This window comes from Nannocystis exedens (assembly GCF_002343915.1).
GTDB lineage: Bacteria > Myxococcota_A > Polyangia > Nannocystales > Nannocystaceae > Nannocystis > Nannocystis exedens.
Genome location: NZ_NETK01000001.1, coordinates 7,799,478 through 7,824,212 on the forward strand (window position 1 = coordinate 7,799,478; position 24,735 = coordinate 7,824,212).

The following is a 24,735-nucleotide window of genomic DNA, read 5'->3' on the forward strand; positions in this document are numbered from 1 at the left end:
ACCAGTCATGCGCAGCGCAGCGATCACCCTCGTCACCCTGTTGTCCCTGTCGCCCGTCACCGCCGCGGCCGCGCCCGACGACCCCGAGCGGGTGGTGATGAAGCTCGACGAGTTCCTCAAGCTGTACGAGAAGACCCGCGCCGAGGAGACGACGGCGCCGCTCGACTACGCGCTGTCGTCGGCCCGCTACGAGGGCGAGGTCCAGCTCAAGGACGGCGAGCCGTACGCGGCTGTCTTCAAGGCCCGGTTCAGGGTCGAGGTGCTGCGCGCCAAGGGCTTCGCCAAGGTGCCGTTTTTGCCGGCGACGGTGGCGCTCGAGTCGGCGAAGATCGGCAACGCCGAGGCGGCGGTGGTCATCGAGGACGGGCACTACGTGCTGGTGACGCAGCAGCGCGGGGCGATCAACCTCGACGTGACGTTCGCGGCGGCGGTGACGACGGCGGAGGGCTCGTCGGGGGTGTCGTTCCAACTGTCGCCGGCGGGGGCGACGTCGGCGGTGCTGTCGGTGCCGGCGCGCGAAGACCTCGACTTCACGGTCGCGGGGGCCAAGCTGCAGTCGGACAAGGTGGTCGGCGACAAGCGGGTGGTCGAGGCGGTGCTGCCGTCGACCGGGGCGCTCGAGGTCAAGTGGCAGCGCGAGCTGCCGAAAGCGGCGCAGCAGGCCAGCCGGGTGCTGAGCGAGGTGTACACGCTGGTCAGCCTCGGCGAGGGGCTGATGCGGGCGACCACGACCGCGCAGTACACGATTTTGTTCACCGGCGTCGACAAGCTGGCGCTGAAGCTGCCCAAAGACATGACGGTGCTCGACGTGGTCGGCGCCGGCGTGCGCGAGTGGAAGGTCGACGGCGACGGCAACCTGGGCGTGCAGCTCAACTACGCGGCCAAGGGCGCCTACGCGCTGCGCATCGAGATGGAGAAGGTGGTGCGCGGCGACATCAAGGACGTCGCGGCGCCGGTGCCGGTGCCGGTCGGGGTCGAGCGCGCGCGCGGGTTCGTCGGCGTCGAGTCGCGCGGCAACCTCGAGGTCGACGCCGGCGACGTCAAGGGCGCGACGCCGGTCGACGTGCGCGCGCTGCCGGCGGCGATCCTCGGCATCACCGGGCAGCCGGTGCTGCTCGGCTACAAGTACCTCGGCACCGACGTCAGCATCCCGCTGAGCGCGTGGCAGCACGTCGACGCCGACGTGCTGGTGACGCTGCTCGACGAGACCCGCGCGCGCACGATGTGGACCCGCGAGGGCCGGCGCCTCACTTCGGTGAAGTACCGGATCCGCAACAACCGGCGCCAGTTCCTGCGCCTGGCCCTGCCGAAGGGCGGCGAGCTGTGGAGCGCCTCGGTCGGCGGACGCGCGGTCCAGCCGGCGCTGGCGGCCGACAAGCGGGTGATGATCCCGCTGGTCCGCTCGCAGGCGGCCGGCGGCGAGCTGGCGGCGTTCGAGGTGGAGATCGTGTACGTCGAGAACGGGGCGCCGCCGTCCGACAACGGCCGCGGGCAGTTCAACGCGACGCTGCCCCGCGCCGACGCGCCCTGCACGTACGTGGCCTGGACGGTGTACGCGCCCGACGACGCGAAGCTCAAGCGCTGGTCGATCGACGGCAACCTCCGCAAGGTCCGCTACCTGTCGAACCCGATCCCGGCGGAGGACATGAACTACGTGCAGACGGCCACGCCCCAGGTGATGGAGGGCGCGCAGGTGCAGGCGGCCCCGGGCGGTTCGCTCGGCGACGGGGCGATGCCGGTGCCGGTCAGCCTGCCGCTCCAGGGCCGCGAGGTCCACTTCGAAAAATTGCTGGCGCTCGACGAGGAGCTGACGATCGGCTTCAAGTACCGCGGGCTCAAGAAGGGCTGATGCATGTCTCTCAGGACATGTCTTTAAAAAAGGCATGTCCGATGAGGACGGCCGCCGAGCGGGCGATCGATCGCGCGAGGCCAGCGGGGCGCTCCGGTTCGCGCACCGCCAGGCGACGTGGGAGAGGTCGGGCAGGCGGCCAGGCCGCATGGAGCGTCACGCTCCGGCCTGTCCTGGCGGACAGGTCGAGGAACAATGACGCGCCTCAGGTGCGCGGGACCAGGCCGTCGAGGACGAGCTGGAGGGCCCGGGTGGCGCGGCGGCGGCGGGCGGCGATCGAGGGGGCGTGGATGACCACGGCGGAGACCATGGCGATCACGGCGAGGACGTCGGCGGTGACCAGGTCGTGGCGGATCTGCCCGGCCGCCTGGGCCTGGCGCAGCGGGGCGGCGAGCAGGCGGGTCATGCGACGGCGGAGCGCCTCGAGGTCGGAGGCGGTGGGCCCGGTCATCAGCGCGGGCACGAGCGCGTGGCTGGCGATCTGCTGCTCGATGATGGCGGACAGCAGGGTCGTGAAGGCGTCGGGGCGGCCGGCGTGGGCGCGGGCGAGCGCCTCGAGGGCGGCGAGGTTGTGCTCGAAGATCGCCGAGCCGAGGGCGTAGCGGTCGGGGAAGTTGCGGTAGAGCGTGGCCCGGCCGACACCGGCCCGGCGGGCGATCGCGTCGAGCGGGACGTCGAAGCCGGACTCGGCGAACACCTCGCGGGCGGCGGCGATCAGGCGCTCGCGGTTGTCCTGGGCGTCGCGGCGGCGGCGGGGGGAGTCGTCGTGGGCGTCGGCGGCCACGGCCGGACTGTAAGCCGATCCGTAAGTGGACACCACTGTCCACTTGTGCTACGCCAAAGCCATGCCGCAGCCGTCCCCGCGCCCGCAGGAGCCCGCCGCGAGCCCGAGCGTGCCGGAGGGGGCGTCGCTGGCGACGCGGATCCGCCTCGGCCTGCAGGCGCTGAACGTGCTCAAGGACGACGCCGGCCACCCGATCTACGGGCCGCTGCTCAACGTGTGCATGGACAGCGACGTGTACCGCGGGCTGGTCCGGGCCTGGCGCAGCAGCGAGGCGGGGCGCCGGCTCTTGCGCGAGCGGCCGAGCCTGCAGGGGCGCGAGCTCGACCTCGAGGCGCTCGCGCGCCTGCCCGAGGGCACGCTCGGGCACGAGTTCGTCCGCTACTTCCGCGCCAACGGCCTCCAGCCGTTCGTCACCGCCTTCCCGGTCGAGAACGACCTCGACTACCTCGGCAAGCGCTACCGCGAGACCCACGACCTGTTCCACGTGATCACCGGCTACGCGACCGACGAGCTCGGCGAGATGGAGCTGCAGGCGTTCGTGCTCGGCAACCTCGGCCTGCCTTCGGCCGCGCTGGTGCTGGTGTTCTCGACCGCGCTCCGCGTCCGCCGCGAGGGCGTCCGCGGGCTCGGCGCTTACTTCGCCCGCCTGCGCGCGGCCTACGGTCGCGGCCGCCGCTCGCGGGAGCTGCTCAGCGTGGCCTACGAGCGGCTGTGGGAGCAGCCGGTCGCGGTGCTCGCCGGGCACCTGTGCGCGCCGGGGTGAACGGCGGAGCGCGCGGCGGAGCACCGATCGCGGGACGGCGCAAGAACATGGTCTTCGGGACAGGTCGACGCGAAGCGGCGGGGAGCGCGGCGGCGCGGGAGAGCTGGTTCTTGGGACAGGTCTCCGCGAAGCCGCGGGCAGCAGCGCGCCGCGAGGAAAGCGTCGGCGTGGTGTTCGTACCCGGTCCGCTCGATGCCGCGGGGAGCAGCGCGGCCTCGTCGCCGGGCGAGTGACACGACACGGCCTTCGGGACCTGTCGGCGTGGCCGGGACGACGCGCGCCAGGCCGCAGAACGCCGCTTCGCCGCGTAATTCGCCGCTTTTGCCGGCTGGCGCGATCGGAGCGAACACTGGCGCGATCGGATTGGCGGGCAGGGGCCGCCGGGACCATCCTCCGCTCGTGAGCCGAACGCCGGCTCCGAAAGGCAGTGTTTCAAGAGATGTCCAAGGTATGGCTCATCACCGGGGGCTCGCGCGGGCTCGGGTCCGAGATCGTCAAGGCTGCGCTGGCGGCGGGGCACCGCGTCGTCGCCACCGCGCGGCAGCCCGAACAGCTGCGCGCGCTGGTCGAACCGTGCCCCGAGCGAGCGCGCGCGGTCGCGCTCGACGTCACCGACCCGGCCGCGGCGCACAGGGCGGTGGCGGCGGCGGTCGAGGCGTTCGGGCGGCTCGACGTCGTCGTCAACAACGCCGGCTACGCCAACGTCTGCTCGATCGAGGACGTGAGCGAGGCCGACTTTCGGGCCCAGTTCGAGACCAACTTCTTCGGCGTGTTCCACGTGACCCGGGCGGCGCTGCCGGTGCTGCGGGCGCAGCGGTCGGGTCACATCGTTCAGGTGTCGTCGATCGGCGGGCGCAAGGGCAGCCCGGGACTCGGGTCGTATCAATCGGCCAAGTGGGCGGTCGAGGGCTTCTCCGAAGTGCTGCACACCGAGGTGCGGCCGCTCGGGATCCGCGTGACCATCGTCGAGCCGGGGGGCTTTCGCACCGACTGGGCCGGGTCGTCGATGCGCAGCGACCCGATCCACGACGACTATCGCCCCACCGTCGGCCTGTTCCACGACCGCGTGCGCCAGGGTCAGGACGCGTCGCGCGGCGATCCGGCCAGGGGCGGGCGGGCCATCGTGCAGCTCGCCGAGCTGCCCGAGCCGCCGCTGCGGCTGCTGCTCGGCACCGACGCGCAATTTCTGGCCAAAGTCGTCGCCACGCAGCGGGCCGCCGAGGACGAGCGGTGGGCCGCGCTCGGCGCCTCGACCGATTTCGACGGGCTCGGCGACTTCGCCGACACGCCGGTGGCGAAGATGTTGCTGGCCGTGCGACAATGAGGGCCGATGGCGGACCTGGTCCCCGTCCCCGGCGTGATGCTCGAGCGACTGGGCGCGCTCGGCCTCGACGTCGCGCAGATCCTCGCGCGCGCCGGCGTCAGCCCGGCCGTGCTCGGGCCGCCGCGCGGGCGCCTCACCACGGCCGAGTTCTTCGCGCTGTGGCAGGCGATCGAGGACCTCGCCGGCGCGCGCGACCTCGGGCTGCGGCTCGGAGCCGAGGCGCTGCCGCAGAAGTTCGACATCGCCTCGCAGGCCGCGCTGCACTCGGAGAGCGTCGGCGAGGCGCTGGCCAAGCTCGGCAAGTACAAGCGGCTGGTGTGCCCCGAAGAGGTGACGGTCCGCGTGGTCGAGGGCGAGGCGCGGGTGCGGTTCCACTGGCTCCTGGCCGAGGGCGACCCGCCGCGGTTCCTCGTCGACGGCACGTTCGCGTCGGTGCTGGCGATGCTGCGCCGCGGCACGCACAAGCCGATCGCGCCGCTGCGGGTCGAGCTGACGCGCCGGCGCGCCGACGCGGCGCTGCTGACGCGGCACTTCGGCTGTCCCGTCCAGTTCGACGCCCCGATCGACCTGCTGGTGCTGCCCGCGGCCGCGCTCGCCGAGCCGTTCGTCACCCACAACGCCGACCTGCTGGCGCTGCTGCTGCCGGGGCTCGACGCCGAGCTGGCGGCGCAGGACCGCCGGCGCACGCTCGCGGACGACGTGCGGCTGGCGCTGTGCCGGCGGATGTGCGGCGAGCGCCCCTCGGTCGACAAGGTCGCCCGCGACCTGCGGGTCAGCCCGCGCACGCTGCAGCGGCGGCTCGAGGAGGCCGGCACCAGCTACCAGCGGCTGCTCGACGAGGTGCGCGACCAGGCGGCGCGGCGGCTGCTCACGCGCACCGACCTCGACGCCAGCCAGGTCGCGTTCCTGCTCGGTTTCGAGGAGCTGAACTCGTTCACGCGCGCGTTCGTACACTGGGCGGGGACGACGCCGACGCGCTTCCGGGCCCAGGCGCGCGCGTCGTGAGCGCCTGGCCGGTGAATGACGAGTGTCGGCACCTGTGATGATTCCGGAATGACGACACCCGGGCGTCGCCGCGCGACGGCCGGGCGCGGCGGGTATGATCAATCGTCGTGGCCGTGGCCGTGGCCGTGGCCGTGGCCGCAATCGTCGTCGTCGTCATCGTCGTCGTCGTCGTCGTCGTCGTCGTCCCTCTCGTGCTTGTTGAAGGTGCTGGTGATGAGGGCGCGGTGGTTCTTGAGCGAGCCGCAATCCTTGATCGTCTTCGGCTCGCCCTTCTTGTCGAGGAAGCAGGTCGGGTAGAGGCCCTCTTCCTTGAGCGACTGCATGCGGATGTCGTTGAGGCAGTAGGCGCCGTCGGGGGTCCACTCGGCCTCGATGAACCAATCGGTGGTCGGCGACTCGATCTGCGGCGTCAGGTGGTCCCACAGGTCGATCGCGTTGCCGGTGACCGTCCACGGCTCGCCGTTGCCGCAGTAGTCGGCGCGGGCCATGCGCGTACACGCCTGGTGGTAATCGACCAGCGACACCGACCCGCACTTCTTGCCCTTCTCGTAGTCCTTGCAGCGGGTCGCGCTCGCCCACGGGCGGTAGCCCCACAGGGTACACTTGGCCAGCACCGCGTTCTTGCAGGCGAAGGTGATGACGTTCTCGTCGTCGACGCGATCGCCGGTCTCGAGGTTCCAGTAGTTGCGCAGCGGGACGGCCGGCACCGGCTGATTGTTCTCGTCGACGCACAGCGACTTCCACTGGCCGCCGTTCTTCGGCCGGTGGACGATATCGTAGAGGTACACGTCGTCCTGCTCGTCCGACTGGTAGATGTTGTTGAAGCGCAGGACGTAATCCTCCCAGTGGTCGACGCCGTCGATGTGGGTGCCGACGTGGAGGGTCCACTCGGAGCCGATGAAGTCGGTGCCGCTGACGGGAATTTGCTGCCCGTCGTCGACGATGACGCCGGAGAACAGGGTGCCCTGGAGGACGGGGCCCTGGAGGACGGGGCCCTGGAGGACGGGGCCGTTGAGGACGATACCCTGGAGGACGGGGCCCTGGAGGACGGGGCCCTGGAGGACGGGGCCCTGGAGGACCGGGCCCTGGAGGACCGGGCCGTTGAGGATCACGCCCTGGAGGACGATGCCGTTGAGGACCGGGCCCTGCAAAACCGGCCCGTTCAGCACCGGGGCGTTGTACTCCAGCTCGCGCGCGCTCACCGCCTCAGCGCCGCCGTCGGTGCCCTCATAACACGACGGCCCGATACAGAGCATCGAGGCCACCAGGATTACGCGATTCGAGTCCGTCATAACGCCCCTCCCATTCACTCAGCCACCCTACCACGCCGGCGCGAACGCGAGGAAATGGTTTTCGCGGTCGGCGCCGGGCGCCGTGTCTTACATATGCATAGAGTCGCCGTGCAGCCGCACGCCTGCAACATTGGCGTGATGCGAACGAGGGTTGCTCCAGCGGCGGAAATGGCATGAGTGGGCATTTGTCCGGCGGACAGATGTCCGCAATTTCTCGCGCATTGATGGGTCTCGTCGAATCACCATTCGGGGGGCGACAGGCATCATTCGCGACGGCCTCATGCGCATTGTTGCGCGGCCGATGGTCGGCCCAGCGGGGGCCATCCCTGACCTCTTCGCCCCAGGACGCACCTTTCACCACTGGAGGTTTGCGGATCTGCCGCGCTTTGCGGCGCGCGATCGTCGCGGCCGCAGCGGACGGCCGCGGCGGCGCGCCTCGCTCTCGCGCTTCTATGTGCATACACGGCCCGACCCATTCGGGCCTGTGAAATGCCGTTCGCGCGGGCCTCAGAACGACGATTCCCCCGCCGATGCGGGCGCGGGGATCTCCCTCGCGGAGTTCACGAGCGGAACACGATGTCCTCGCGGGAGAACCAGCGGGCGCACGCCGCCATGCCGCCGGCCGCGAGCACCAGCAGCGAGGCGAACACCAGCGCCAGGTGCAGCGGCTCGGCGGTGCCGGCGATGATCTCGCGGGTCGCCAGCGAGACGTTGAGGACCGGCACCAGCGCGGTGACGAGGCCGAGGCGCACGCCGGGGGCCAGCGCGATCGCGGCGGGGACGACGACGACGATCATCAGCGGGCTGATGACGCTCATCGCCTCCTTGTAGGAGCGGGCGTAGAGCGACAGCATCAGCAGCGCGGCGGCGAAGAACACGCTGAGCGGCAGCAGCAGCGCGAGCACCAGGGCGATCGTGCCGGGCGCGAGGACGCTCTGGATGGCCGACAGGATCGCCGGCGGGATGCCCTCGACGCCCTGCCGGACGCTGACGTACATGCCGACGGTGGCCAGCAGCGCCGAGGTGAAGCCGGTGAGGGTGACGACGGCGAACTTGCCGAGGGCGATCTGCAGGCGGCTGGCCGGCGACGACAGCAGGGTCTCCAGCGTGCCGCGCTCCTTCTCGCCGGCGGCCAGGTCGATGGCCGGGTACATGCCGCCGGTGAAGCAGAAGATGATGAACATGTACGGCAAGAGGCCGCCGAGCAGCTTGCCGAACAGCTCGCGCGAGCTGACGACGTCGGTGCGCTGGACGTCGAGCGGGTCGATCGAGCGCGGCTCGATGCCGAGGCCGCGCAGGCGCTCGTCGAGCAGCTTCTGCTCGAAGCGCCCGAGCGCCTGCTCGAGGCGGGTGCGCGGGATGTCGAAGTCGTCGCTCGACTTGTGCAAGAGCTGCAGCGGCGCCGGCTGGTGCGCGGCCATGGCGGCGCCGTAGCCGGCGGGGATGATGATCGCGGCGTCGAGCTGCTCGGTGCGCACCTGCTCGGGCAGGGCGGTGACGTCCTGGACCTCGGTGATCGCCAGACCCGGCTCCTGGCGCAGCCAGTCGGCCAGGCCCGAGCCGCGGCCGCCGGCGCCCGCCTCGGCGTCGGCGACGGCGACCGCGAGCGTCTTGTCGCGCGCCTCGGCGGCCCGCGACTGCGAGAACTTGGCCATGCCGACCATCAGCAGCGGGAACAGCAGCAGCGGCACGACGACCATCGCCACCAGCGTGCGGCGGTCGCGGAGGGTGTCGCGCAGCTCCTTGCGAAAGACCACCAGCGCCGGCGAACTCATGCCCGCACCCCCTCGGCGGCGTCGATCAGCCGCACGAATTCGTCCTCGAGCGTGCGTCGCTGGCCGCGCTCGTCGACGGCGCGGGCGAGGACCTCCTCCAGGCCGCCCATCGCCAGCACCCGGCCGCGGTGGAACACCGCCAGGTCGTCGGCCAGCATCGTCACCTCGCTCATGATGTGGGTCGAGAACAGGACGGTCTTGCCCTGGGCGCGGCAGTCCTGGATGAGCTGGATGATCGCCCGCGCGGCGATGACGTCGAGCCCGGAGGTCGCCTCGTCGAACACCACCACCTCGGGGTCGTGGATGATGGTGCGGGCGATCGCGACCTTCTGCCTCATGCCGGTCGACAGCTGGCCCGCGCGCCGGCCGGCGTAGGCGTCGATGCCGAGCGCGGCGAACAGGGCGTCGCGCCGGCGCTTGTAGTCGCCCGCCCCGACGCCGTGCAGGTCGGCGGCGTAGCGCACGTTCTCCTCGGCGGTCAGGCGCTCGTAAAGCTTGGTCGAGCCGGTGAGGAAGCCGAGCTTGCGCCGGGCCGCGACCGGGTCGGCGAGGGCGTCGACGCCCGCGATCGAGATCCGCCCGCCGTCGGGGCGGAGCAGGGTGGCGATCATGCGCAACACGGTGGTCTTGCCGGCGCCGTTGGGCCCCAGGAGCGCGAATACGCGTCCCGGCGAGCAACGAAAGCTGGCGCCGGCGACCGCCTGGAGGCTCGACGCGCCTGCGGCTCCAGGAACGGAGGCGGGCGCATGGCCGGGAGCCGGAGCCCCCGCTGCAGCCAGCTCGCGCCGTTGCTGGCGCGAGATCGGGAAAGACTTGGTGAGATCGACGACTTCGATCATCCGGGGGCTCGTTGACTGTAGCAGCGGCACGCGGATATGGATACTCCCCGTGTCGCGTCGCATCGTTTTACCCCTCGCCGCGCTGCTTCTGACGCCGGCCTGCAAACAACAGCAGATCGCCACCGCCACCCCGATCGACGAGCTCCCCCCGCTCATCATCCCCGCCGAGCTGCGCGTCGACGCCGGCTCGATGGGCTCCGGCGGCAGCGAGACGCGGATCGCCGACAACGACGTTCGCGACGACCGCGCGCCGGCCAATTCCGACTGGCGTGCGGCCGCCGACGAGCCGGGCCCGCGCAACAGCGGCGGCGGCGGCGGCAAGGCGAGCGCCGGCGGGCTGGTGTCGGCGTCGCCCCAGCCGACGGCGTACGCGCTGATCGTCGGCATCGAGAAGTACCGCGACGTGACACCGGCCGGCGGCGCCCGCTCGGACGCGGAGAAGTTCGCCGAGCTGGCCCGGGTCACCCTCGGCGTGCCGGAGGACAACATCAAGCTGCTGCTCGACGACCGCGCCAGCCGCACCGACATCGCCAAGCAGCTGCGCTGGCTGCAGGCCAACGTGCCGAGCGGCGGCCGGGTATACTTCTACTTCAGCGGCCACGGCGCGCCCGAGCCGACCTCCGGGGTCAGCTACATCGTGCCGTTCGACGGCGACCCGCAGTACTTGAAGGAGACGGCGATCCCGATGACCGAGGTGCTCGGCGACCTCGAGAAGACGAAGGCGAAGGACGTGCTGGCGATGGCCGACTCGTGCTTCTCCGGCGCGGGTGGCCGTTCGGTCCTGGCCCCAGGGACACGTCCGCTGGTGCGCGTCGAGGAGGTCAAGCCGCAGACCCGCGTGGCGATGCTGTCGGCCTCGTCGGGCGCGGAGATCTCCGGCCCCGCCGCCGACGGCTCCGGCGGGCTGTTTTCGAAGTACCTGATCGAGGCGCTCGGCAGCGGGCAGGGCGACATCAACGGCGACGGCCAGATCTCGCTCAAGGAGCTGGCCGAGTGGGTCGGCCCCCGCGTCAAGCGCGAGGCCAAGAAGGCCAACCGCGAGCAGACGCCGCACCTTTCGCTGGGCAAGAAGCTCAGCACCGCCGACGAGTTCATCGTCTCCTGGGGGTACTCGCGATGAGCCGCGCCGCGCTGCTGACACTGGCTGTATTTTGGGGCATGTCCCTCGGGGCATGCACGAAGCAGGGCTTCCTCGCCGCGCCGAAGGCCGACGGCGAGGTGGCGGAGAAGATCGGCGGGTTCTCGTCCGACACCCACTTCCTGCTCGAGCCGACCGGCGACGCCGAGGGCCTGCTCGGCCGTCAGGTGCGGGTGACGTCGGCCGGGGCGTGGACGATCGCCGACGAGCGCGCGCCCGGCTGCGAGGTGCGCGTCAAGGAGTCGTCGTCGAGCTACAAGAAGAAGTACCGCGTCGGCCTCGGCGACCTGACGGCGTTCGCCGGCGGCTACAAGGACATGCTCAAGCTCGAGGCCCGCTACGGCCGCTCGGTCGAGGCGGAGTACCAGATCCAGAACGTCAAGACGCTGACCGCCGACACCGAGGGGCCGTGCGGCGAGGTGATCGTCAAGTCGGTCCGCGTCGGCTCGGGCTTCCGCAAGCTGGTCCGCTCGGCCGAAGGCGCCGCGAAGGGCCGCGCGGGCAAGGCAGGGCTCGGCGTCGAGGGCGGGCGCGAGGCGGCCACTGAGGCGCTCGACAGCATGGAGTGGGGCGACCCCCAGGCCTACGCGTTCAGCTACGACCGCGTCGCTCAGCAGAAGCAGCTCGATCTCTGGGTCAAGATGCCCGAGAAGCTGGTCGACGGCGAGCGGGTATACTTCGAGTTCTCCACCAACGAGACGGCGTATTTGATAGCGATCGTGCTCGAGGAGTCGGGTGTCGGTGACGTGCTCTACCCGAACGACGCGGTGCCGCTGCCGACGGTCAAGGGCAAGAGCAACCTGGTGCTGCCGAGCCCCGACGAGAAGAAAATGGCGGCCCATCTCCGCGATCCCGAGACGGCAGCCCTCGAGACGCTGGTGGTCTACGCGTTCACCCACCGCGAAGACTTCGACCGCTTCAAGCCGGCGGCGATGGGCGCCGGCGAAGGCCTGGCCTACGCCGAAAAGCTCGAGAAGGCGCTGTCCCAGGTGCCGATCTCCCGCTGGTCGCGGGTGACGAAGTCGTACGAGATCGTGCCGAAGGATGGCGAGTGATGCTGCTGCTGCAGAGGCTCAAGGACATGCATTCCAGGATTGACGAGACAGGGCGCAAGGTCGGCCGCGCCGCGGTGGCAGTGGTGTGCGCGGCCTCTCTGGCGACGCCGTCGGTGGCCGGCGCGACCGAGCCGGAAGGGCCGGAGCCGTCGACGGCCGAGACGTCGGAGGAGCTCAGCCCGCAGGCCCAAAAGCACGCGGTGAAGGCGATCGAACATTTTAATAATGGCTCTTCAGGGTTTGTGGTGGATACCGCTGACTCAGCGCGTGATCCCGGCAGGATAGAGGTCGAGGCCGCCGAGGTGGAAGTAGATCGCAGCTCGGAAGCGGTCGCGGTTACGGAAGCCGCGGGCGACGTACTTGAGCTTCTGGATGACCGAGTTAAGGCCCTCGGCAGAGGCGTTGGTGATCCGTTCGGTGGCTGCATGGATGATGCCGCCGAGGTGATTTTTGACCATGCGCGCGGCGGCCTTCATCGGCTCCAGGCGAGAGCGGATAGCCCAATCGTACCACATGCCCCATTGGTCCCGCATGTTGCTCGGCGAGGTGTGCTCCCAGACCTCCATCGCCGCCTCCTTGAGCGCCCACGCGCGGGCCGTCCGCAGCGAGCTCGTCCGCAGCGCCTCGAAGTCGTCCCAGACCTCCTTGCTCATCCGTTCGGGGTTGCGCAGCCAGAGGTACTTGGTGCCCTTGAGCCGGTTGTCGCCGAGGCCGTGGAGAGCGCGGTGTTCCTCGCGTCGCACGTGGTCGACGGCTTGACCGAGGCGCGCGGCGACGTGGTACTTGTCGAAGGCGATCTTCGCGTCGCCATCGGGGATGGCCTCGCGGACAGCTTGAATGTAGGGCTCGTGCATGTCCATGACGACCACGGAGACCGCAGCCCTCTCTGGGCGCGAAAAGCCGCTCAGGAAGCTCTTGAGGGCCCCCTTGCCGCGTCCGTCGGCGACGTGGATGACCCGCTTGCTGGCGGACTTCGGGTCATGCACGATCGTGACGTACTCGTGGCGCCGCTGGAAGGAGGTCTCGTCGACGGCGAGCATCTCCGGCAGCGCGACCTCGCGGCGCTCGAGTCCGCGTTGTACTGCACGCTCCTGGACGCCGGCGACCTGATCCCACGAGAGCCCGAGGCGCTCCGCGACCACTGCAATCGGCGCATCGCGGAGCCAGTCGATCACCAGCGCCTCGAACAGCGCGGTGAGCCGAGCGCTACCGTCCGCCCACGAGACGCGCATCGTGAGCGTACCGTGCTTCGGGCACGACGTCCGCGGTACGCCGGCTTCGATGATCGTCCGATACTGACACGTATCGAGGTGCCGCCATCGGCGAGTCCGCGTATCGTGACGGGGAACAGCCTGGCCACACTCCGGGCACGTCGTCGGCACATCGGGGTCGTGCTCGACCTCGATGACGATCTGCCCCTGCCCGAGCTGCAGCTTCACCGCAGCAACTCTCCAGGGAGCCTCGATACCGAGAATTCGGGCGTAGAGTTCGGTCTCTGCCATTTCGCGCACGATATCACGGCGCGATTTCGCGCGCAACCTACGCCACCCTCAACCCTGAAGAGCCTTAATAATGGGGCGTTCGTCGACTCGGAGGAGGAGTGGCGCCGGGTGGCCTTCTTCGCGCCGAACTGGCGGCCGCTGCATTTCAATCTGGCGGTGCTCGCGGAGGCGCAGGGGAAGCTCGGGACCGCCGTCAGCGAGTACAAGGAGTTCCGTCCGCACGGGTCGCCCGACGAGCAACTGATCGTCGATCAGCGGCTCGATGAGCTCGGGCGGCGGAAGATGAAGATCTCGGGGGCGTACAAGCGGCAGATCGCGCTCAGCGCGACGTCGATGACGCTCGGAGTGGGTGCGATCGGCGGGGCGGTCGCGATGTTCATCCTCGGGCCGCGACAGACAGAGAAGGCCAAGGAGTGGGACGCGGCGGCGGAACAAGTCGCTGCCATGGGGAATGCCCCAGGCTGTGTAGAGGACACGTCCTGCTACAATTACTACCAGGAACAGGCGCACGTGCTCCGTGCCGATGCGGACAAGTTCGAGAACCGTGGGAAGTATTTGCTGTACGGCGGCATCTACGTCGTGATCATCGGCTTGTTGCTGACGACTTACTCGATCATCCCGCTGCGCAACGCGATCAAGTCGAAGCGGCAGCTCGACGGCATCAACCTCGGGAAAACTCGCCTCAAGTGGAACGGCGGGGCTGGGGTCACGCTGCGCTTCTGACCCTCAGGACATGCCTCGCAGGACATGATGTTCAGGGAAGCTGACTCGCAGACGGTCCTGTGCGCCTCCTGGGCGCGAGCGCAGGTCTTATGTCGACGTTTCGCTCGCGCGCTGGTCGCGGGCGCGGGCGCGGCGTCGCTGGCGATGCCGGCGACCGTTCGCGCCGCCGAGCAGGAGGGGCCGGGGCCCTCGACCGCGGAGACCTCGGAGGCGCTGAACGACCAGGCGCAGAAGCACGCGCTCAAGGCCGTCGACCATTTTAATAAGGGGAACTACGTCGACGCCGAGGAGGAGTTCCGCCGCGTCGCCTTCTACGCGCCGAACTGGCGGCCGATGCACTACAACCTCGCCGTGCTGGCGGAGGCGCAGGGCAAGCTCGGGACGGCCGTCAGCGAGTACCAGGCGTTCCGCCCGCACGCTTCGCCCGACGAGCAGCTCGTGGTCGATCAGCGCATCGACGAGCTCGGCCGCCGGCGGGCGCGGATCGCCAGCGCCTACAAGCGGCAGGTCGGGTACGGCGCGGGGGTGCTGACGTTCGGGCTCGGGGCGATCGGCGGCAGCGCGGCGATGTTCGTGATCCACGTCCAGCGCAAGGAGGCGTACGACGACGCGCAGGCGGAGAACATGACGCAGATGGACGTGGAGAAGCCGAAGGGCGGGCTGATCGCCGGCGGCTACTGGGTCGGCCTCCTCGGCGTCATGATGGCCGGCGTCGGCGTCGGCCTGCTGGTCCAGGCGGTCAAGTCGAAGCGCAAGCTCGACAGCATCGCCGTCGGCAAGGGGCGCCTGCAGTGGGCCGGCGGGGCCGGAGTGCGGCTCATCTTCTGAGTGAGCCCGAGAAGAACATGGCGGACAGGACAGGTCCGAAGGGAAAGGGCGTCAAGGACATGGCGCGGAAGACAGGTTTGAAGGGGAAGGGCGGCGCCGACAGCCTCGACGCGCTCGTCTACGGGCTGATCGCCGCGGCGGCCGAGCGCGACCTCGGGGCCGTCTACGGCGCCGCGCCGCCGGCCGCGCTCGACGAACTGGCGGCGGCGCTGCGGCCGGAGGTCGAGTTCGTGCCGCCGCCGAGCTGGCGCGCGTTCATGGCGGCGTTCGGCTCGCTGCGGGTGCTCGACGCGGCCGGCGAGGTGGTCGATCTGTGCGTGTACACCCCGCGCGAGGCGGCCGCGCACACGCGTGAGCACGTGCGCGTCGGCCCGGACGTGCGGTGGGTCGACGACGACGGCAGCGAGCACGCGATCACCACCGATCATCTGGTCGCCTTCGCCGACGCGGGCGGCGGCGGGCAGTGGTGCTTCGACACCAGCGCGCCCGGGCCCGAGTACCCCGTGTGCTGCCATCACCCGGAGGAGCCGCTGTTCGCCCGCAAGCGCGAGGGCGGCGCCCGCGTGTCGGCGGAGGCTCACGAGTTCCCGGACTTCGGGGCGTGGCTGCGCGCGCAGATCGACGCGTTCGTGGCGGGGGCGTAGCTCGGGCTCATGGTGGAGCTGCTGCGGGCGCGACAGGCCCCTGAGCTCGGCGAGATCGTCAAGGCGCGACCGTGCGAGTTGCATGCTCTCCGTGAGCTGCCTGGTGACATCCGCGCTCGTTTCGTAGTCGGCGTCGTTACGGCGGTCGCGGAGGCGTCTGCCGTTCCTAGCGATCCGCGTCTCCAGCCTCGTACGCCCGGGAACGGGTTGGGGCGGGTCGAACCACGGCCCCAGCGCGGCATGTTCTTCGACCTCGGGAAGGACGCGCCGTGGCGGGCGTGACGACATGCGCGCCTCGATCAGCGACGACGGCGCCGGCGAGCGAGGCTGGCGAGCGCGAGCAGGGCCGGAGTGAGGCTGCGGTCGGGGTCGCTGTTGCAGGCGCAACCATCGGCGTCGACGGAGCCGCCCGTGCTCGCGGGATCGGTGGTGCCGGTGCTGCTGCCGGCGCTGGCGTCGGAGGTCTCGATCGGGCCGTGGGTGGTCGGCGAATCGCCGGTGGTCGGCACGAGGGTCGCCGACGACGTCGCGGTGCCGGTCGGGTCGAGCGAGGTCGAGGTCGTGCCGGTCGGGTCGAGCGAGGTCGACGAGGTGGTGCCGGTGATCGCGTCGGTCGTGGAGGTCGAGGTCGTCGTCCCGGTCGAGGTCGCGTCGGTGGTCGCGTCGCTTGTGGACGAGGTGTCGTCGCCGGTCGTCTCGCCGCCGGTCGTCGTCTCGTCGGGCGGCTCGAGGTAGCAGTTGGGCTTGCAGCCGTCGCCGGTGAAGCCGTTGCCGTCGTCGCACTCCTCGTCCGCGTCGACGATGCCGTCGCCGCAGCGGCTCTGCGGGGCGCACACGCGGGTGTCGCAGCACGGGTCGGCGGGGAGTGGGTCGGCGATCGCGGCCAGCGCGAGCTCGAGCTGCATCTGGTTCTTGGCGTGGATCGGCGGGTGGACGCCGCCCGAGCCCCAGCTCGCCATCGCCGCGAGCTGGTTCTGGACCTGCGGCGGGCTGACGAGGTCGCCGAAGCCGATCACGCGGGTGGTGACGCCGGCGGCGTGCATCGCCGCGAGCGGGGCCTGGACCTCGGCGTCGCTCGAGTTGTAGGCGCCGTCGACGACGAGGACGTTGACGAACGGGGTCGCGTCGGTGCACGGCATGGCCGCGCCGTCGGCCAGACAGGCGGTCTTGTAGGCGGCGAGGTTGTCGTGCACGAGCTGCAAACCGAGGTGCAGATGGGTGCCGGAGCCGGTGCAGGCCTGGGGATTGTTCGGGTGCAGGTCGCAGCGCGGCATGTGGCTGACGACCGGCTCGGTGAACGGCGGGTCGGCCTGATCGCCGGTCTTGAAGGTCCAGGTGAGGGGAGGACCGCCCCACGGATCGACGCATCCGGGCGGCTCGCACGAGGTGTCGGGATCGAGGGCCCACGCGAAGTGGGGCTGGTGGCACAGCCCGTAGTCGACGAGCAGCTTCTGCTCGCCGGGCGCGGGCTCGTGGTGGCCGAACACGGCCAGGCCGAACAGGCTGAAGTGCTCGCGCGTGCTGGCGAGGACGGGTCGCTGGAGGAGCGGCACGGGAGGCCCGGCCAGGACGTCGCGCACCTGGTCCCACGCGGTCATGCCCATGGGTCCGGGCAGGGTGCCGCCGTTGATGTTGAGCATCGACGACGAGGCGTCGAGGAGGAACATCGCGCGCGCCATCGTCGGGCTGCACGACGGCAGCCGCACGTCGGCCGAGAAGTCGTGGACGACCCCCGCGAGCGCGTTCTGCAGGCCTTTCGCGTAGAGGCCGCTGCGCGCCGGGCCGGTGCCGCCCGCCATGCCGATCGCGTCGGCCCACGGCTCGCCGGCCGCCTCGCCGAGCGCGACCACGTATGTCCGAACGGACATATCATTAAAAAGGTCGGCGGCGACGAGGGCGGGGTCGGCGGTCGGCGGGGCGAGCTGCGTCGTGCCGGATGGATCGGTCCACGGGCCGTCGGTGATGAGCACGATCGCCGCGTCGCGCGGGTCGAGGTCGAGCGGGTGGTCGGCGGCGGTCTGTTGCAGGTAGGCCTTGGCTCGCGCCAGCGCGCCGCCGGTCCACGACTCGATGCCGTCGGGCTGGCCGCCCAGGGGCCAGTCGGCGGCGATCAGCGCCGTCTTCAGCGCGTCGCCGTTGCACTGCAAGTAGGCCATGTCGGGCGCGAGCGGGTCGTAAAAGCCGACGTCGAGGCGCTGGCCGTCGACCAGGCCGGAGGCGTCGCCGGCGATCGGCGTGCCCGGGACGTCGGGGTCGGGGTCGTGGCCGAAGCGCAGCAGCGCGATCTGCAGCTGGTCTGCCAGCAGGCCCTCGTCGGCCTCGAGGGCGTCGAGGACGCCGACGACGGCGGCCTCCCAGCGGGTCTGGTTGTCGACGAACGACTCGTTCATCGAGGTCGAGTAGTCGAGCACGAACAACAAGAGCGGCTTCTTCACCGCGCAGGTGGCCTCGTCGACGCAGGCCGCGGCGGCAGGGGCCGACGCCCCGAAGAGGGTCAGTCCGGCCGCGAGCACGGCAAAGCAGAGGTCGGATGTCCGCGGAGCAGAAAGCGTACGGGCAGGTCGCATCGGCGAGTCTCCAACTCCATCGAGCCAGTCAGCCCTCAGGAGAACAGGACCCTCGGGCGCTGTCCAGCGGGCACGGGCGTGAGCGCGCGGCTCGGAGAGCGACCGGGGCGGTCCTTTCGGCGCACGGAAATCGAGGGTCGTAGCCATACGGGCGGGCCCGGACCTCGGCGGGAGCGGCCCGACCCGTGGGGCCGTCGGGGGCGAGGGCGTGAGGGTACGGATGTCTGAAAAGTCATGTCTTCGAGGCCATGTCGGGCGGCCCGACCGCGGGCGGCCCGACGTGGGCTCGGGGACCGATGGGCGCAGGAGGATGACTCAGGCATGCCGAGCGGGATGCCTGCGACCCCCACGGTGACTGCATCGATCGAAAAAGCCCGAAGGCGCACCGCCTCGAGGCACGGCGGCGCGGCGCGACCGGGCGACGGCTCGTGAAGAGAATTAAATGTCCGAAGGAGCAGGGGTTCAGGGGCGTGTCCGATCGGCCCGGTCGTGGCGGGAGTCCGGTCGGACATGCCCCAATAGTCATGTCCTCGGGGACATGGCCGGTCAGCCATGCCGGCGGCGCCGGCGGAGCAGCAGCAGCGGGGCGGCGAGGAGCAGCTGGCGCCAGTCGACGGGGGCGTCGCTGCGGCAGGTGCAGGTGATCGTGCCGACCTCGCCGGCGGTGGCGGTGTCGGGGCTGGGCTCGTCGCCGGTGCTGCCGGTGCCGTCGCCGCCGCTCGACGGGCCGCCGGTGGTCGGGTCGTCGGGGCCGGGGCCGGGGACGCAGGCGAACCCGCCGTCGTCGCTCGCGCCGCAGCTCGGGGTCATCGGCGTGGCCTCGCAGTCGGTGGTGACGAGGCCGTCGTCGGGGTCGCAGAAGGTGAGGACGTCGCCGTCGCAGGCGCCGGCCTCGCCGACGTCGCCGCACGGGTTGCAGTCGGCGCCGTCCGAGCCCTCCGGGCACAGGTCGGGGACGTCGCAGCTGCCGTCGTGCTCGTAGGGGCACCAGTCGGCCGGCGCCTCCGGCAGCGCGCCGGAGTCGGGGTCGACGCAGCTGTAGCCGACCTTCGCGTCGACGAAGCCGCACTCCTTGCCCTGCTTGACGCAGTAGACCTCCTGGGTGACGCCGGTCGAGCCGTCGCAGTAGACGAGCACGTCGCCGACGCACTTGCCGTAGTAGGTGCTGCCGCCGGGGACGTCCTTGCAGGTCGCCTTGGTGTCGATGTTCTCGGCGCAGTAAGGGTCGACGAGGCAGGCGCGGGTGCCGTCGGACACGCTGGCGCAGCAGTCGTAGGCGCTCTCGCAGTCGCCGCCGGCCTTGCACTCGTGCGAGCAGAAGCCAGTCGCCGCGTCCTGCTCCGACACGCAGAACGGGTTGTTCGCCCCGCACTCCTGGTAGCCGTCGGCGTCGCAGGTCGCGGCCGCGCCCTTGCCGTTCGGGTTGAGGCAGTCGTAGCCGACGATCGAGTCGAACTTGCCGCACGTGAGGCCGTCGGCGCCGCAGTCGATGCTGACGATCTCGTCGTCGGGCACGCCGACCTGGCAGTAGACCAGCGTGTCGCCGTCGCAGCGGCCGAAGAACGACTCGTTGCCGCAGGTGCCGGCGATGACGACGCAGTTGCCGTTGCCGTCGTCCTCGAAGTTGTCGTTGCAGGCGCAGGTGTAGTCGGCCTGGTCCTGCGGGTCGGCCCACTCGGGGTGCGCGTTGTCGGGGCAGTCGCTCTCGACCGGCTCGCACTCGCCGTCGGGAGCGTTGGGCGCGCCCTCGAAGCCGGGGTCGCACACGCACTGCTTCTTCACCGGGTCCCAGCCGGCGTTGAGCGGGCAGCCGTTCTCCTCGGCGACGCACTGGCTGCCGTCCTGGCTCGGCTTGAAGCCGTCCTGGCACAGACACAGGCCGTTGGCCTCGATCGAATTGGTCGGGCACTCGACGTCGCCGAGGGTGACGCAGGCGGTGCCGTCGCCGCTGGGGACGAAGCCGGGGTCGCAGTAGCACAGGCCGTCTTTCTCGGAGGCGTCGTCGGGGCAGCCGTCCATCGGCACGTCGCTGGCCGCGAGCACGCCGACGGCGACCCACGCCTCGGCGGCGGCGGTGCAGTCGCCGTCCGTGGCCTGGCCGAGCGCGACCAGCTCCTTGCAGGCGGCGACTGTCCCTTGAGCCATGTCGACGAAGCTGGCCTGGCTGCCGATGTGGCCCTTGTAGAGGGTGCGGTACCAGACCTTCTCGAGCAGCTCCTTGCTGCGGGCGGTGGCGAGGAGGTAGGCGGCGTGGTTGGGGATCCCGCTGTTGATGTGGACGCCGCCGTAGTCCTCGAAGCCCTTGTAGAGCTGGTTCATGTGCTTGGGCTGCTGGCCGAGCTCGGGGTCGATGAAGCTGCGCGCGAACGAGGCGCCGAAGCCGGGGCCGACCACGTCCTCGCCGAGGGTCCAGTCGTCGCGGTCGATCATCATCGCCATGACGTCGGCGAAGCTCTCGTTGAGCGCGCCGGGCTGGTTCTGATAGACGAGGTTGGCGGTGCCGGTGATGACGGCGTGGCTGTACTCGTGGGCCGCGACGTCGAGCGAGCGCGTGAACTCCTTGAAGAGCCACTTGTCGCCGTCGCCGATCGCCATGAGGCGGTCGTACGGGTCCCAGAAGGCGTTGTTGAAGGCCTGGCCGAAGTGGATGACCTGCTCGACCGCGGCGCCCTTGCCGTCCCACGAGTTGCGGGCGTGGGTGGCCTGGTAGTAGTCGATGACCTTCTGCATGTGGGCGTGGGCGGTCGCCTCGGCGGCGGTCCACGCGGTCTTGGTCTTGCTGGTCGCCAGCGCCGCGCTCGCGGGCGACTGGCTGTTGCCGCCGTCGAGGGTCTGCAAGGTGGCGGCGGCGAGGCCCTTGCTGCGGTCGTAGAGGCCGTACTCGTTCTTGTCCGGGTAGTGCGACAACCGCAGGGTGACGGTCTTGCCGAAGTGGTCGGTGGCGGTGCCGGTGGTCGGCGTGACGGTCTCGGTGGCGACCAGCGGGTGCCGGGCGAGCACCCGGCCCTGCTCGGCGTCGACGTAGGTGACGAAGTGCTGGTAGGACCCATCGGCCAGGTCGACGGTCTGCACCAGGCGCCAGGCGAGGACGCCCCCGCGGTCGTGGCTCTGCGGCCAGACGCCGAGCTCGGCGGGGCCGCGATCGACGGCCCGGCGATCGCGGGCCTCGGGGCCGTTGTGCCGGCGGGCGCGGGCGCGGGCGGCGTCGGCCCCGAACTTGACGACGAGCGGCGGATCGAGGCGCCCGAGGTTCTGGGCGGCGATCGAGGTGAGGGCGCCGTCGCGATCGAAGTGAACCTTGACCTCGGCGCCCCACACCGGGAGGCCGCGGAAGCGGACGGCGAAGTGCAGCGCGAGGTCGCCGGCGTCGCCGCTGATCACCCGCGACCGCGCGAGCTCGACGTCCCCGGGCGCGCCGGCGAGGCCGAGGACGTCGCGGTGCTCGGCGAGCATGGCCTGGGCCGCCTGGACGCCGACGCCATGGGGGTTGGCGACGCGGCCGTCGAAGCGCCGCAGGGTGCCGTGCGCGGGGTCGAGGCGGACCTGCGCCGGCTCGCTCGAGCGGGCGGCCAAATCGACGAGGGCGGTCCGCACGAACGGCGCCGGCGCGGCGGCCTTGCCCGCCTGCGCGACCGTCAGCGGCCGGGGCCGCGCGGCCGGATGATCCGCGGCGACGACGCGCGCGAGCGGCTTGCCGAGCTGCTTGTTGCCGCCGCGCTTGCCGGTCGGCTCGGCGCCGGCCAGCGGGATCATCGCGAGGGACACGAGCGAGGCGGTGAACAGCGAGAGGCGACGCGACATACGGCGCGGCGAGGATACCTTGACGATCGCCGGCTCGCGGGGCGAATCTTCGCCGGTGCGCGTCACGACGTGGTCGGTTTCTGGAGCGAACGTGATCGTCGCGGCGATCGGGGTCGCCATCTGGCTCGGCGGCGCCGCGCCGGCGCGGGCCGAGCCGCCGCCGGCGACGGAGACCCCGGCGGCGCCGAGCCTGCAAGGCATCGCGCCGGCCGAATTCGGGGCCGGCGCGACGATCACGATCACCGGCTCGAACTTCGCCGAGGGCGACGCGGTGCTGATCGACGCGATCGCGCTCGAGGACGTGACGGTCGCGCCGGGCTCGATCACCGCGACGGTGCCGGTCAAGACCAAGAGCGCGAAGAAGCTGATCCTCAAGCGGGCCAAGAAGAAGGTCGCCGAGCTGGCGATCACCGGCTTCGTCAAGGCGCCGGCGTTGACGTCGGCGTCGCCGAAGTTCGCGGCGCCCGGCGAGGTGGTCACGCTCAAGGGCAAGAACCTCGACCGCGTGACGACGCTGACGCTCGCCGGCGCGCCGGTGAAGGTCGACGAGCTCGGCGCGACGTCGCTCCGCTTCACCGCGCCTGCCGGGACCACGGGTCCGCTGGCGGTGAAGAGCGTCGGCGGCGAGGCGGCGCTGAAGAAGGACTACGAGATCTTCTACGCCCCCGTGCTGACGGCGGCGAGCCCGGCGGCGGCGTTCGAGGGCGACAGCGTGACCCTCACCGGCGCGCACCTCGGGGCGGCCAAGTTCAAGCTCGGCAGCAAGCCGCTCAAGGCGTCCGAGCAGGGCGAAGCCGAGGCGACGGTGACGATCGCCAAGGGCGCCAAGTCGGGCGACCTCAAGGCCGAGGCGCGCAAGAAGGGCTCGGCGGTGGCGTTCACCGTGCACCCGACGCCGGCGCTGACGACGGTGCCGAAGGAGGTCGGCGGGCCGGGGACGCTCAAGGTCAGCGGCAAGAACCTCGACTTCGTCACGACCTGGCGCCTGGGACAGGTGACGCTGACCCCCGAGGCGCCGGCCGGCAAGTCGAAGGTCGCGCTGACGCTGCCCGACAGCGCCCCGACCGACCAGCCGCTGGTGGCGGTGTCGCAGGGCCGCGAGTTCGCCAGCAAGAAGCCGATCGCGGTGGTGAAGACGCCTGTCGTGGAAGCCATGTCCTATTGGCCAGGTCCCGAGGGCAAGGGCGTCGAGGGGGAGATCCGCGGGCGCGAGCTGACCGACAAGACCCGGTTCACCCTGGCCGGCAAGAGCATGAAGACCAGCTTCGTCGACCCGACGAAGGTGACGTTCGCGCTGACGAAGGCGCCGAAGGCGGCCGAGCAGGCGCTGCAGGCCAAGACCGGCAAGTACAAGGGGCCGGCGCTGACGGTCGACGGGGCCGCCGAAGGCTACAGCGCCGGGCCGGCGCGGCTCGGCGAGATCCTCGCGGCCGGCGGGTCGGGCTACACGCTGGCGGCGATCGACGCCGACCTCGAGGTCAGCCGGCGCCAGCCGGGCCGCGGAACCGAGCCGCTCAAGGCGCTGGGCCGGGCGGCCACCGGTCCCGAAGGACAGGCGGACGTCGCGGCGGCGGGCCGCCGGATCGCGCTCGACCTGCGCCGCTTCACCGTCGCGCAGGTGGCCCTGTGCGCGCAGATGACGGCCGGCAAGACGCCCGCGCAGGCGGAGGCCAACGCGGCCCTCGGCGACGCGCTGCGGGCCAGCCAGAAGCACATGCTGGCGCTCGCGGGGCAGCTGCGCGACCTGTGGTCGGGCCTGCCGCTGGCGGCCACGGCGAGCGACGCGAGCACGGGGCTGGCCGACGTCGACGCCGAGGTCGCGGCGGCCGCGGCGGCGCGGGCCCAGGTCGAGGCGGCCTGCAAGAACAAGTTCGTCGGCAGCGGCAAGCTGCTCAGCGAGGCGGGCGCGGTGGCCAGGGTCGACCTGCCGGCGCTGTACGGCGAGGCGATCAAGGGCGCGTTCGCGGCGGTGCTGGCCGCGGGCAAGACGTGGCCCGCGGTCGAGGGCGAGGTGACGCCGCGCCTCGGCGGGCTGCCGCCGGCGCGCAAGAAGCTGTGGCAAGATGTCCTCAAGGCCAGCAAGTCGGCGGTCGAGGGCGGGGCCGCGGCGACCACCGGCAAGGGCGCGCGCGGCGACAAGCACGTCGAGCCGCAGGGCAAGCCGAAGGGCGACACCGGCAAGGGCAAGGGCAAGGCGGGCTGAGGCCGCGCGCGGAGGCGAGGGTCGATGAGACTTCGGGGCAGGTTCTTGGGGACATGTGCTTGGGTGCTGGTGGTCGCCTGCGGCGACGACGGCGAGGCGACCACCGACGGCGCGGGCGCGACGACGGGCGCGGCCGGGGCGACGCCGGGGGAGGTCGAGATCGTCGGCCAGGTCGACGTGATCGACCTGTGCGGCACCAGCGGCGCGACGGCGGTGTCGTTCCGCGCGACCAAGATCGGCTGCGAGCAGGCGTCGCCGGCCCCGTGCACGATCAAGGTCGACCCCTACGAGGAGGTCGTCGGCGACGCCGCCACCTGTCCCGCGAGCCAGAACGCCGCCGAGATGCGCGTGGTCGTCGAGTCCGCCGGGCGCTGGCAGGTCGAGGCCCGCGCGCTCACCGACTCGGGCTACGTCGGCAAGTGCTTCGGCCCCGGCACCGAGGAGGTCACGCTGGTGACGAAGGCCCAGGTCGAGGCGGGGGCGACGATCGCCGTGTCCGCCCGCTCCGGCCCCTGCCCGCCGCCGTGAGCGCCGCCCCGGGGCGCCGCAGGGCCCCGGAAGACCGCGACGCCGCGGCGCAGGCGAGGCCCCGGCGCGGGGCCGGAGGCGGCCGCGAGCTCGACGGGCGGCCCGAAGGCGAGGG

Annotated in this window: 18 protein-coding genes; 11 read left to right on the forward strand and 7 right to left on the reverse strand. The window is 71.3% G+C overall.

What is annotated here, in order from left to right; genetic code table 11:
- The first annotated feature begins 7 nt into the window (after window positions 1–7).
- Window positions 8–1,849 (forward strand): hypothetical protein, encoded by a 1,842-nt coding sequence (locus NAEX_RS30720; protein WP_096331042.1) that lies wholly within the window; start codon window positions 8–10, stop codon window positions 1,847–1,849.
- 205 nt (window positions 1,850–2,054) lie between these two features.
- Here NAEX_RS30720 and NAEX_RS30725 read toward each other — a convergent pair whose 3' ends face one another.
- Window positions 2,055–2,633, reverse strand: a complete 579-nt coding sequence (locus NAEX_RS30725; protein WP_170136125.1) for a TetR/AcrR family transcriptional regulator — start codon at window positions 2,631–2,633, stop codon at window positions 2,055–2,057.
- A 61-nt stretch (window positions 2,634–2,694) separates the two neighbouring features.
- Between NAEX_RS30725 and NAEX_RS30730 the strand changes: the two genes are divergently transcribed.
- The 3 genes from NAEX_RS30730 (at window position 2,695) to NAEX_RS30740 (ending at window position 5,725) form a co-directional block, all read left to right on the forward strand.
- Window positions 2,695–3,396, forward strand: a complete 702-nt coding sequence (locus NAEX_RS30730) for a Coq4 family protein (protein WP_096333782.1) — start codon at window positions 2,695–2,697, stop codon at window positions 3,394–3,396.
- Between the two features lie 439 nt (window positions 3,397–3,835).
- Window positions 3,836–4,720: an oxidoreductase gene (locus NAEX_RS30735; protein ID WP_096333783.1), complete on the forward strand. Its 885-nt coding sequence runs from the start codon at window positions 3,836–3,838 to the stop codon at window positions 4,718–4,720.
- A 6-nt stretch (window positions 4,721–4,726) separates the two neighbouring features.
- Window positions 4,727–5,725, forward strand: a complete 999-nt coding sequence (locus NAEX_RS30740; protein WP_096331044.1) for an AraC family transcriptional regulator — start codon at window positions 4,727–4,729, stop codon at window positions 5,723–5,725.
- Window positions 5,726–5,823: 98 nt separating this feature from the next.
- On the opposite strand, the gene NAEX_RS50930 is transcribed toward NAEX_RS30740, so the two are convergent.
- The 3 genes from NAEX_RS50930 to NAEX_RS30755 all read right to left on the reverse strand — a co-directional run bounded on the left by NAEX_RS50930 (window position 5,824) and on the right by NAEX_RS30755 (window position 9,790).
- Window positions 5,824–6,981 carry an ADYC domain-containing protein gene (locus NAEX_RS50930; protein WP_170135312.1) on the reverse strand — a complete coding sequence of 386 codons (1,158 nt, stop codon included), beginning with the start codon at window positions 6,979–6,981 and terminating at the stop codon, window positions 5,824–5,826.
- A gap of 596 nt (window positions 6,982–7,577) precedes the next feature.
- Window positions 7,578–8,792 (reverse strand): ABC transporter permease, encoded by a 1,215-nt coding sequence (locus NAEX_RS30750; RefSeq protein WP_096331046.1) that lies wholly within the window; start codon window positions 8,790–8,792, stop codon window positions 7,578–7,580.
- Window positions 8,789–9,790, reverse strand: a complete 1,002-nt coding sequence (locus NAEX_RS30755; RefSeq protein ID WP_338042566.1) for an ABC transporter ATP-binding protein — start codon at window positions 9,788–9,790, stop codon at window positions 8,789–8,791. Before NAEX_RS30755 ends, NAEX_RS30750 begins: the two co-directional genes overlap by 4 nt.
- Here NAEX_RS30755 and NAEX_RS30760 point away from each other — a divergent pair.
- Window positions 9,681–10,751, forward strand: coding sequence for a caspase family protein (locus NAEX_RS30760; RefSeq protein ID WP_100793536.1), 1,071 nt, complete (start codon window positions 9,681–9,683; stop codon window positions 10,749–10,751). The two genes, NAEX_RS30755 and NAEX_RS30760, sit on opposite strands and share 110 nt — an antisense overlap.
- 38 nt (window positions 10,752–10,789) lie before the next feature.
- A complete protein-coding gene (locus NAEX_RS30765; protein WP_096331048.1) occupies window positions 10,790–11,824 on the forward strand; it encodes a DUF4384 domain-containing protein in 1,035 nt (344 codons plus the stop codon).
- 260 nt (window positions 11,825–12,084) lie between these two features.
- Here the strand turns inward: NAEX_RS30765 and NAEX_RS30770 are convergent, their stop codons facing one another.
- Window positions 12,085–13,326: an ISL3 family transposase gene (locus NAEX_RS30770; protein WP_096326213.1), complete on the reverse strand. Its 1,242-nt coding sequence runs from the start codon at window positions 13,324–13,326 to the stop codon at window positions 12,085–12,087.
- A gap of 108 nt (window positions 13,327–13,434) precedes the next feature.
- Between NAEX_RS30770 and NAEX_RS30775 the strand changes: the two genes are divergently transcribed.
- The 3 genes from NAEX_RS30775 (at window position 13,435) to NAEX_RS30785 (ending at window position 15,521) form a co-directional block, all read left to right on the forward strand.
- Window positions 13,435–14,049, forward strand: a complete 615-nt coding sequence (locus NAEX_RS30775; RefSeq protein WP_096331049.1) for a hypothetical protein — start codon at window positions 13,435–13,437, stop codon at window positions 14,047–14,049.
- Between the two features lie 144 nt (window positions 14,050–14,193).
- Window positions 14,194–14,877 carry a hypothetical protein gene (locus NAEX_RS30780; protein WP_096331050.1) on the forward strand — a complete coding sequence of 228 codons (684 nt, stop codon included), beginning with the start codon at window positions 14,194–14,196 and terminating at the stop codon, window positions 14,875–14,877.
- A gap of 17 nt (window positions 14,878–14,894) precedes the next feature.
- Window positions 14,895–15,521, forward strand: a complete 627-nt coding sequence (locus NAEX_RS30785) for an SMI1/KNR4 family protein (protein WP_143141375.1) — start codon at window positions 14,895–14,897, stop codon at window positions 15,519–15,521.
- Window positions 15,522–15,820: 299 nt separating this feature from the next.
- On the opposite strand, the gene NAEX_RS30795 is transcribed toward NAEX_RS30785, so the two are convergent.
- Both NAEX_RS30795 and NAEX_RS30800 read right to left on the reverse strand, forming a co-directional pair.
- Window positions 15,821–18,034, reverse strand: coding sequence for a flagellar biosynthesis protein P (locus NAEX_RS30795; protein WP_096331053.1), 2,214 nt, complete (start codon window positions 18,032–18,034; stop codon window positions 15,821–15,823).
- Between the two features lie 600 nt (window positions 18,035–18,634).
- Window positions 18,635–21,889 carry a M4 family metallopeptidase gene (locus tag NAEX_RS30800; protein ID WP_170136126.1) on the reverse strand — a complete coding sequence of 1,085 codons (3,255 nt, stop codon included), beginning with the start codon at window positions 21,887–21,889 and terminating at the stop codon, window positions 18,635–18,637.
- Window positions 21,890–21,944: 55 nt separating this feature from the next.
- Between NAEX_RS30800 and NAEX_RS48520 the strand changes: the two genes are divergently transcribed.
- Together NAEX_RS48520 and NAEX_RS30825 are read left to right on the forward strand one after the other, a co-directional pair.
- Entirely contained in the window at window positions 21,945–24,092 is a 2,148-nt protein-coding gene (locus NAEX_RS48520) for an IPT/TIG domain-containing protein (protein WP_177326051.1), read from the forward strand.
- A gap of 24 nt (window positions 24,093–24,116) precedes the next feature.
- Complete coding sequence (locus tag NAEX_RS30825) at window positions 24,117–24,620, forward strand: hypothetical protein (RefSeq protein WP_143141378.1); 504 nt, start codon at window positions 24,117–24,119, stop codon at window positions 24,618–24,620.
- Window positions 24,621–24,735 lie beyond the last annotated feature (115 nt).

Bases quoted from the DNA above. Each gene is read 5' to 3' on its own strand.
- NAEX_RS30770 (WP_096326213.1), bottom strand. From the start codon at position 13,326: ATGGCAGAGACCGAACTCTACGCCCGAATTCTCGGTATCGAGGCTCCC.
- NAEX_RS30735 (WP_096333783.1), top strand. From the start codon at position 3,836: ATGTCCAAGGTATGGCTCATCACCGGGGGCTCGCGCGGGCTCGGGTCC.
- NAEX_RS30800 (WP_170136126.1), bottom strand. From the start codon at position 21,889: ATGTCGCGTCGCCTCTCGCTGTTCACCGCCTCGCTCGTGTCCCTCGCG.
- NAEX_RS50930 (WP_170135312.1), bottom strand. From the start codon at position 6,981: ATGCTCTGTATCGGGCCGTCGTGTTATGAGGGCACCGACGGCGGCGCT.
- NAEX_RS30755 (WP_338042566.1), bottom strand. From the start codon at position 9,790: ATGATGAGCGGGGGGAGCTCGTCGATCGGGGTGGCGGTGGCGATCTGC.
- NAEX_RS30740 (WP_096331044.1), top strand. From the start codon at position 4,727: ATGGCGGACCTGGTCCCCGTCCCCGGCGTGATGCTCGAGCGACTGGGC.
- NAEX_RS30720 (WP_096331042.1), top strand. From the start codon at position 8: ATGCGCAGCGCAGCGATCACCCTCGTCACCCTGTTGTCCCTGTCGCCC.
- NAEX_RS30825 (WP_143141378.1), top strand. From the start codon at position 24,117: ATGAGACTTCGGGGCAGGTTCTTGGGGACATGTGCTTGGGTGCTGGTG.
- NAEX_RS30780 (WP_096331050.1), top strand. From the start codon at position 14,194: ATGCCGGCGACCGTTCGCGCCGCCGAGCAGGAGGGGCCGGGGCCCTCG.
- NAEX_RS30765 (WP_096331048.1), top strand. From the start codon at position 10,790: ATGTCCCTCGGGGCATGCACGAAGCAGGGCTTCCTCGCCGCGCCGAAG.
- NAEX_RS30750 (WP_096331046.1), bottom strand. From the start codon at position 8,792: ATGAGTTCGCCGGCGCTGGTGGTCTTTCGCAAGGAGCTGCGCGACACC.
- NAEX_RS30785 (WP_143141375.1), top strand. From the start codon at position 14,895: ATGGCGGACAGGACAGGTCCGAAGGGAAAGGGCGTCAAGGACATGGCG.
- NAEX_RS30730 (WP_096333782.1), top strand. From the start codon at position 2,695: ATGCCGCAGCCGTCCCCGCGCCCGCAGGAGCCCGCCGCGAGCCCGAGC.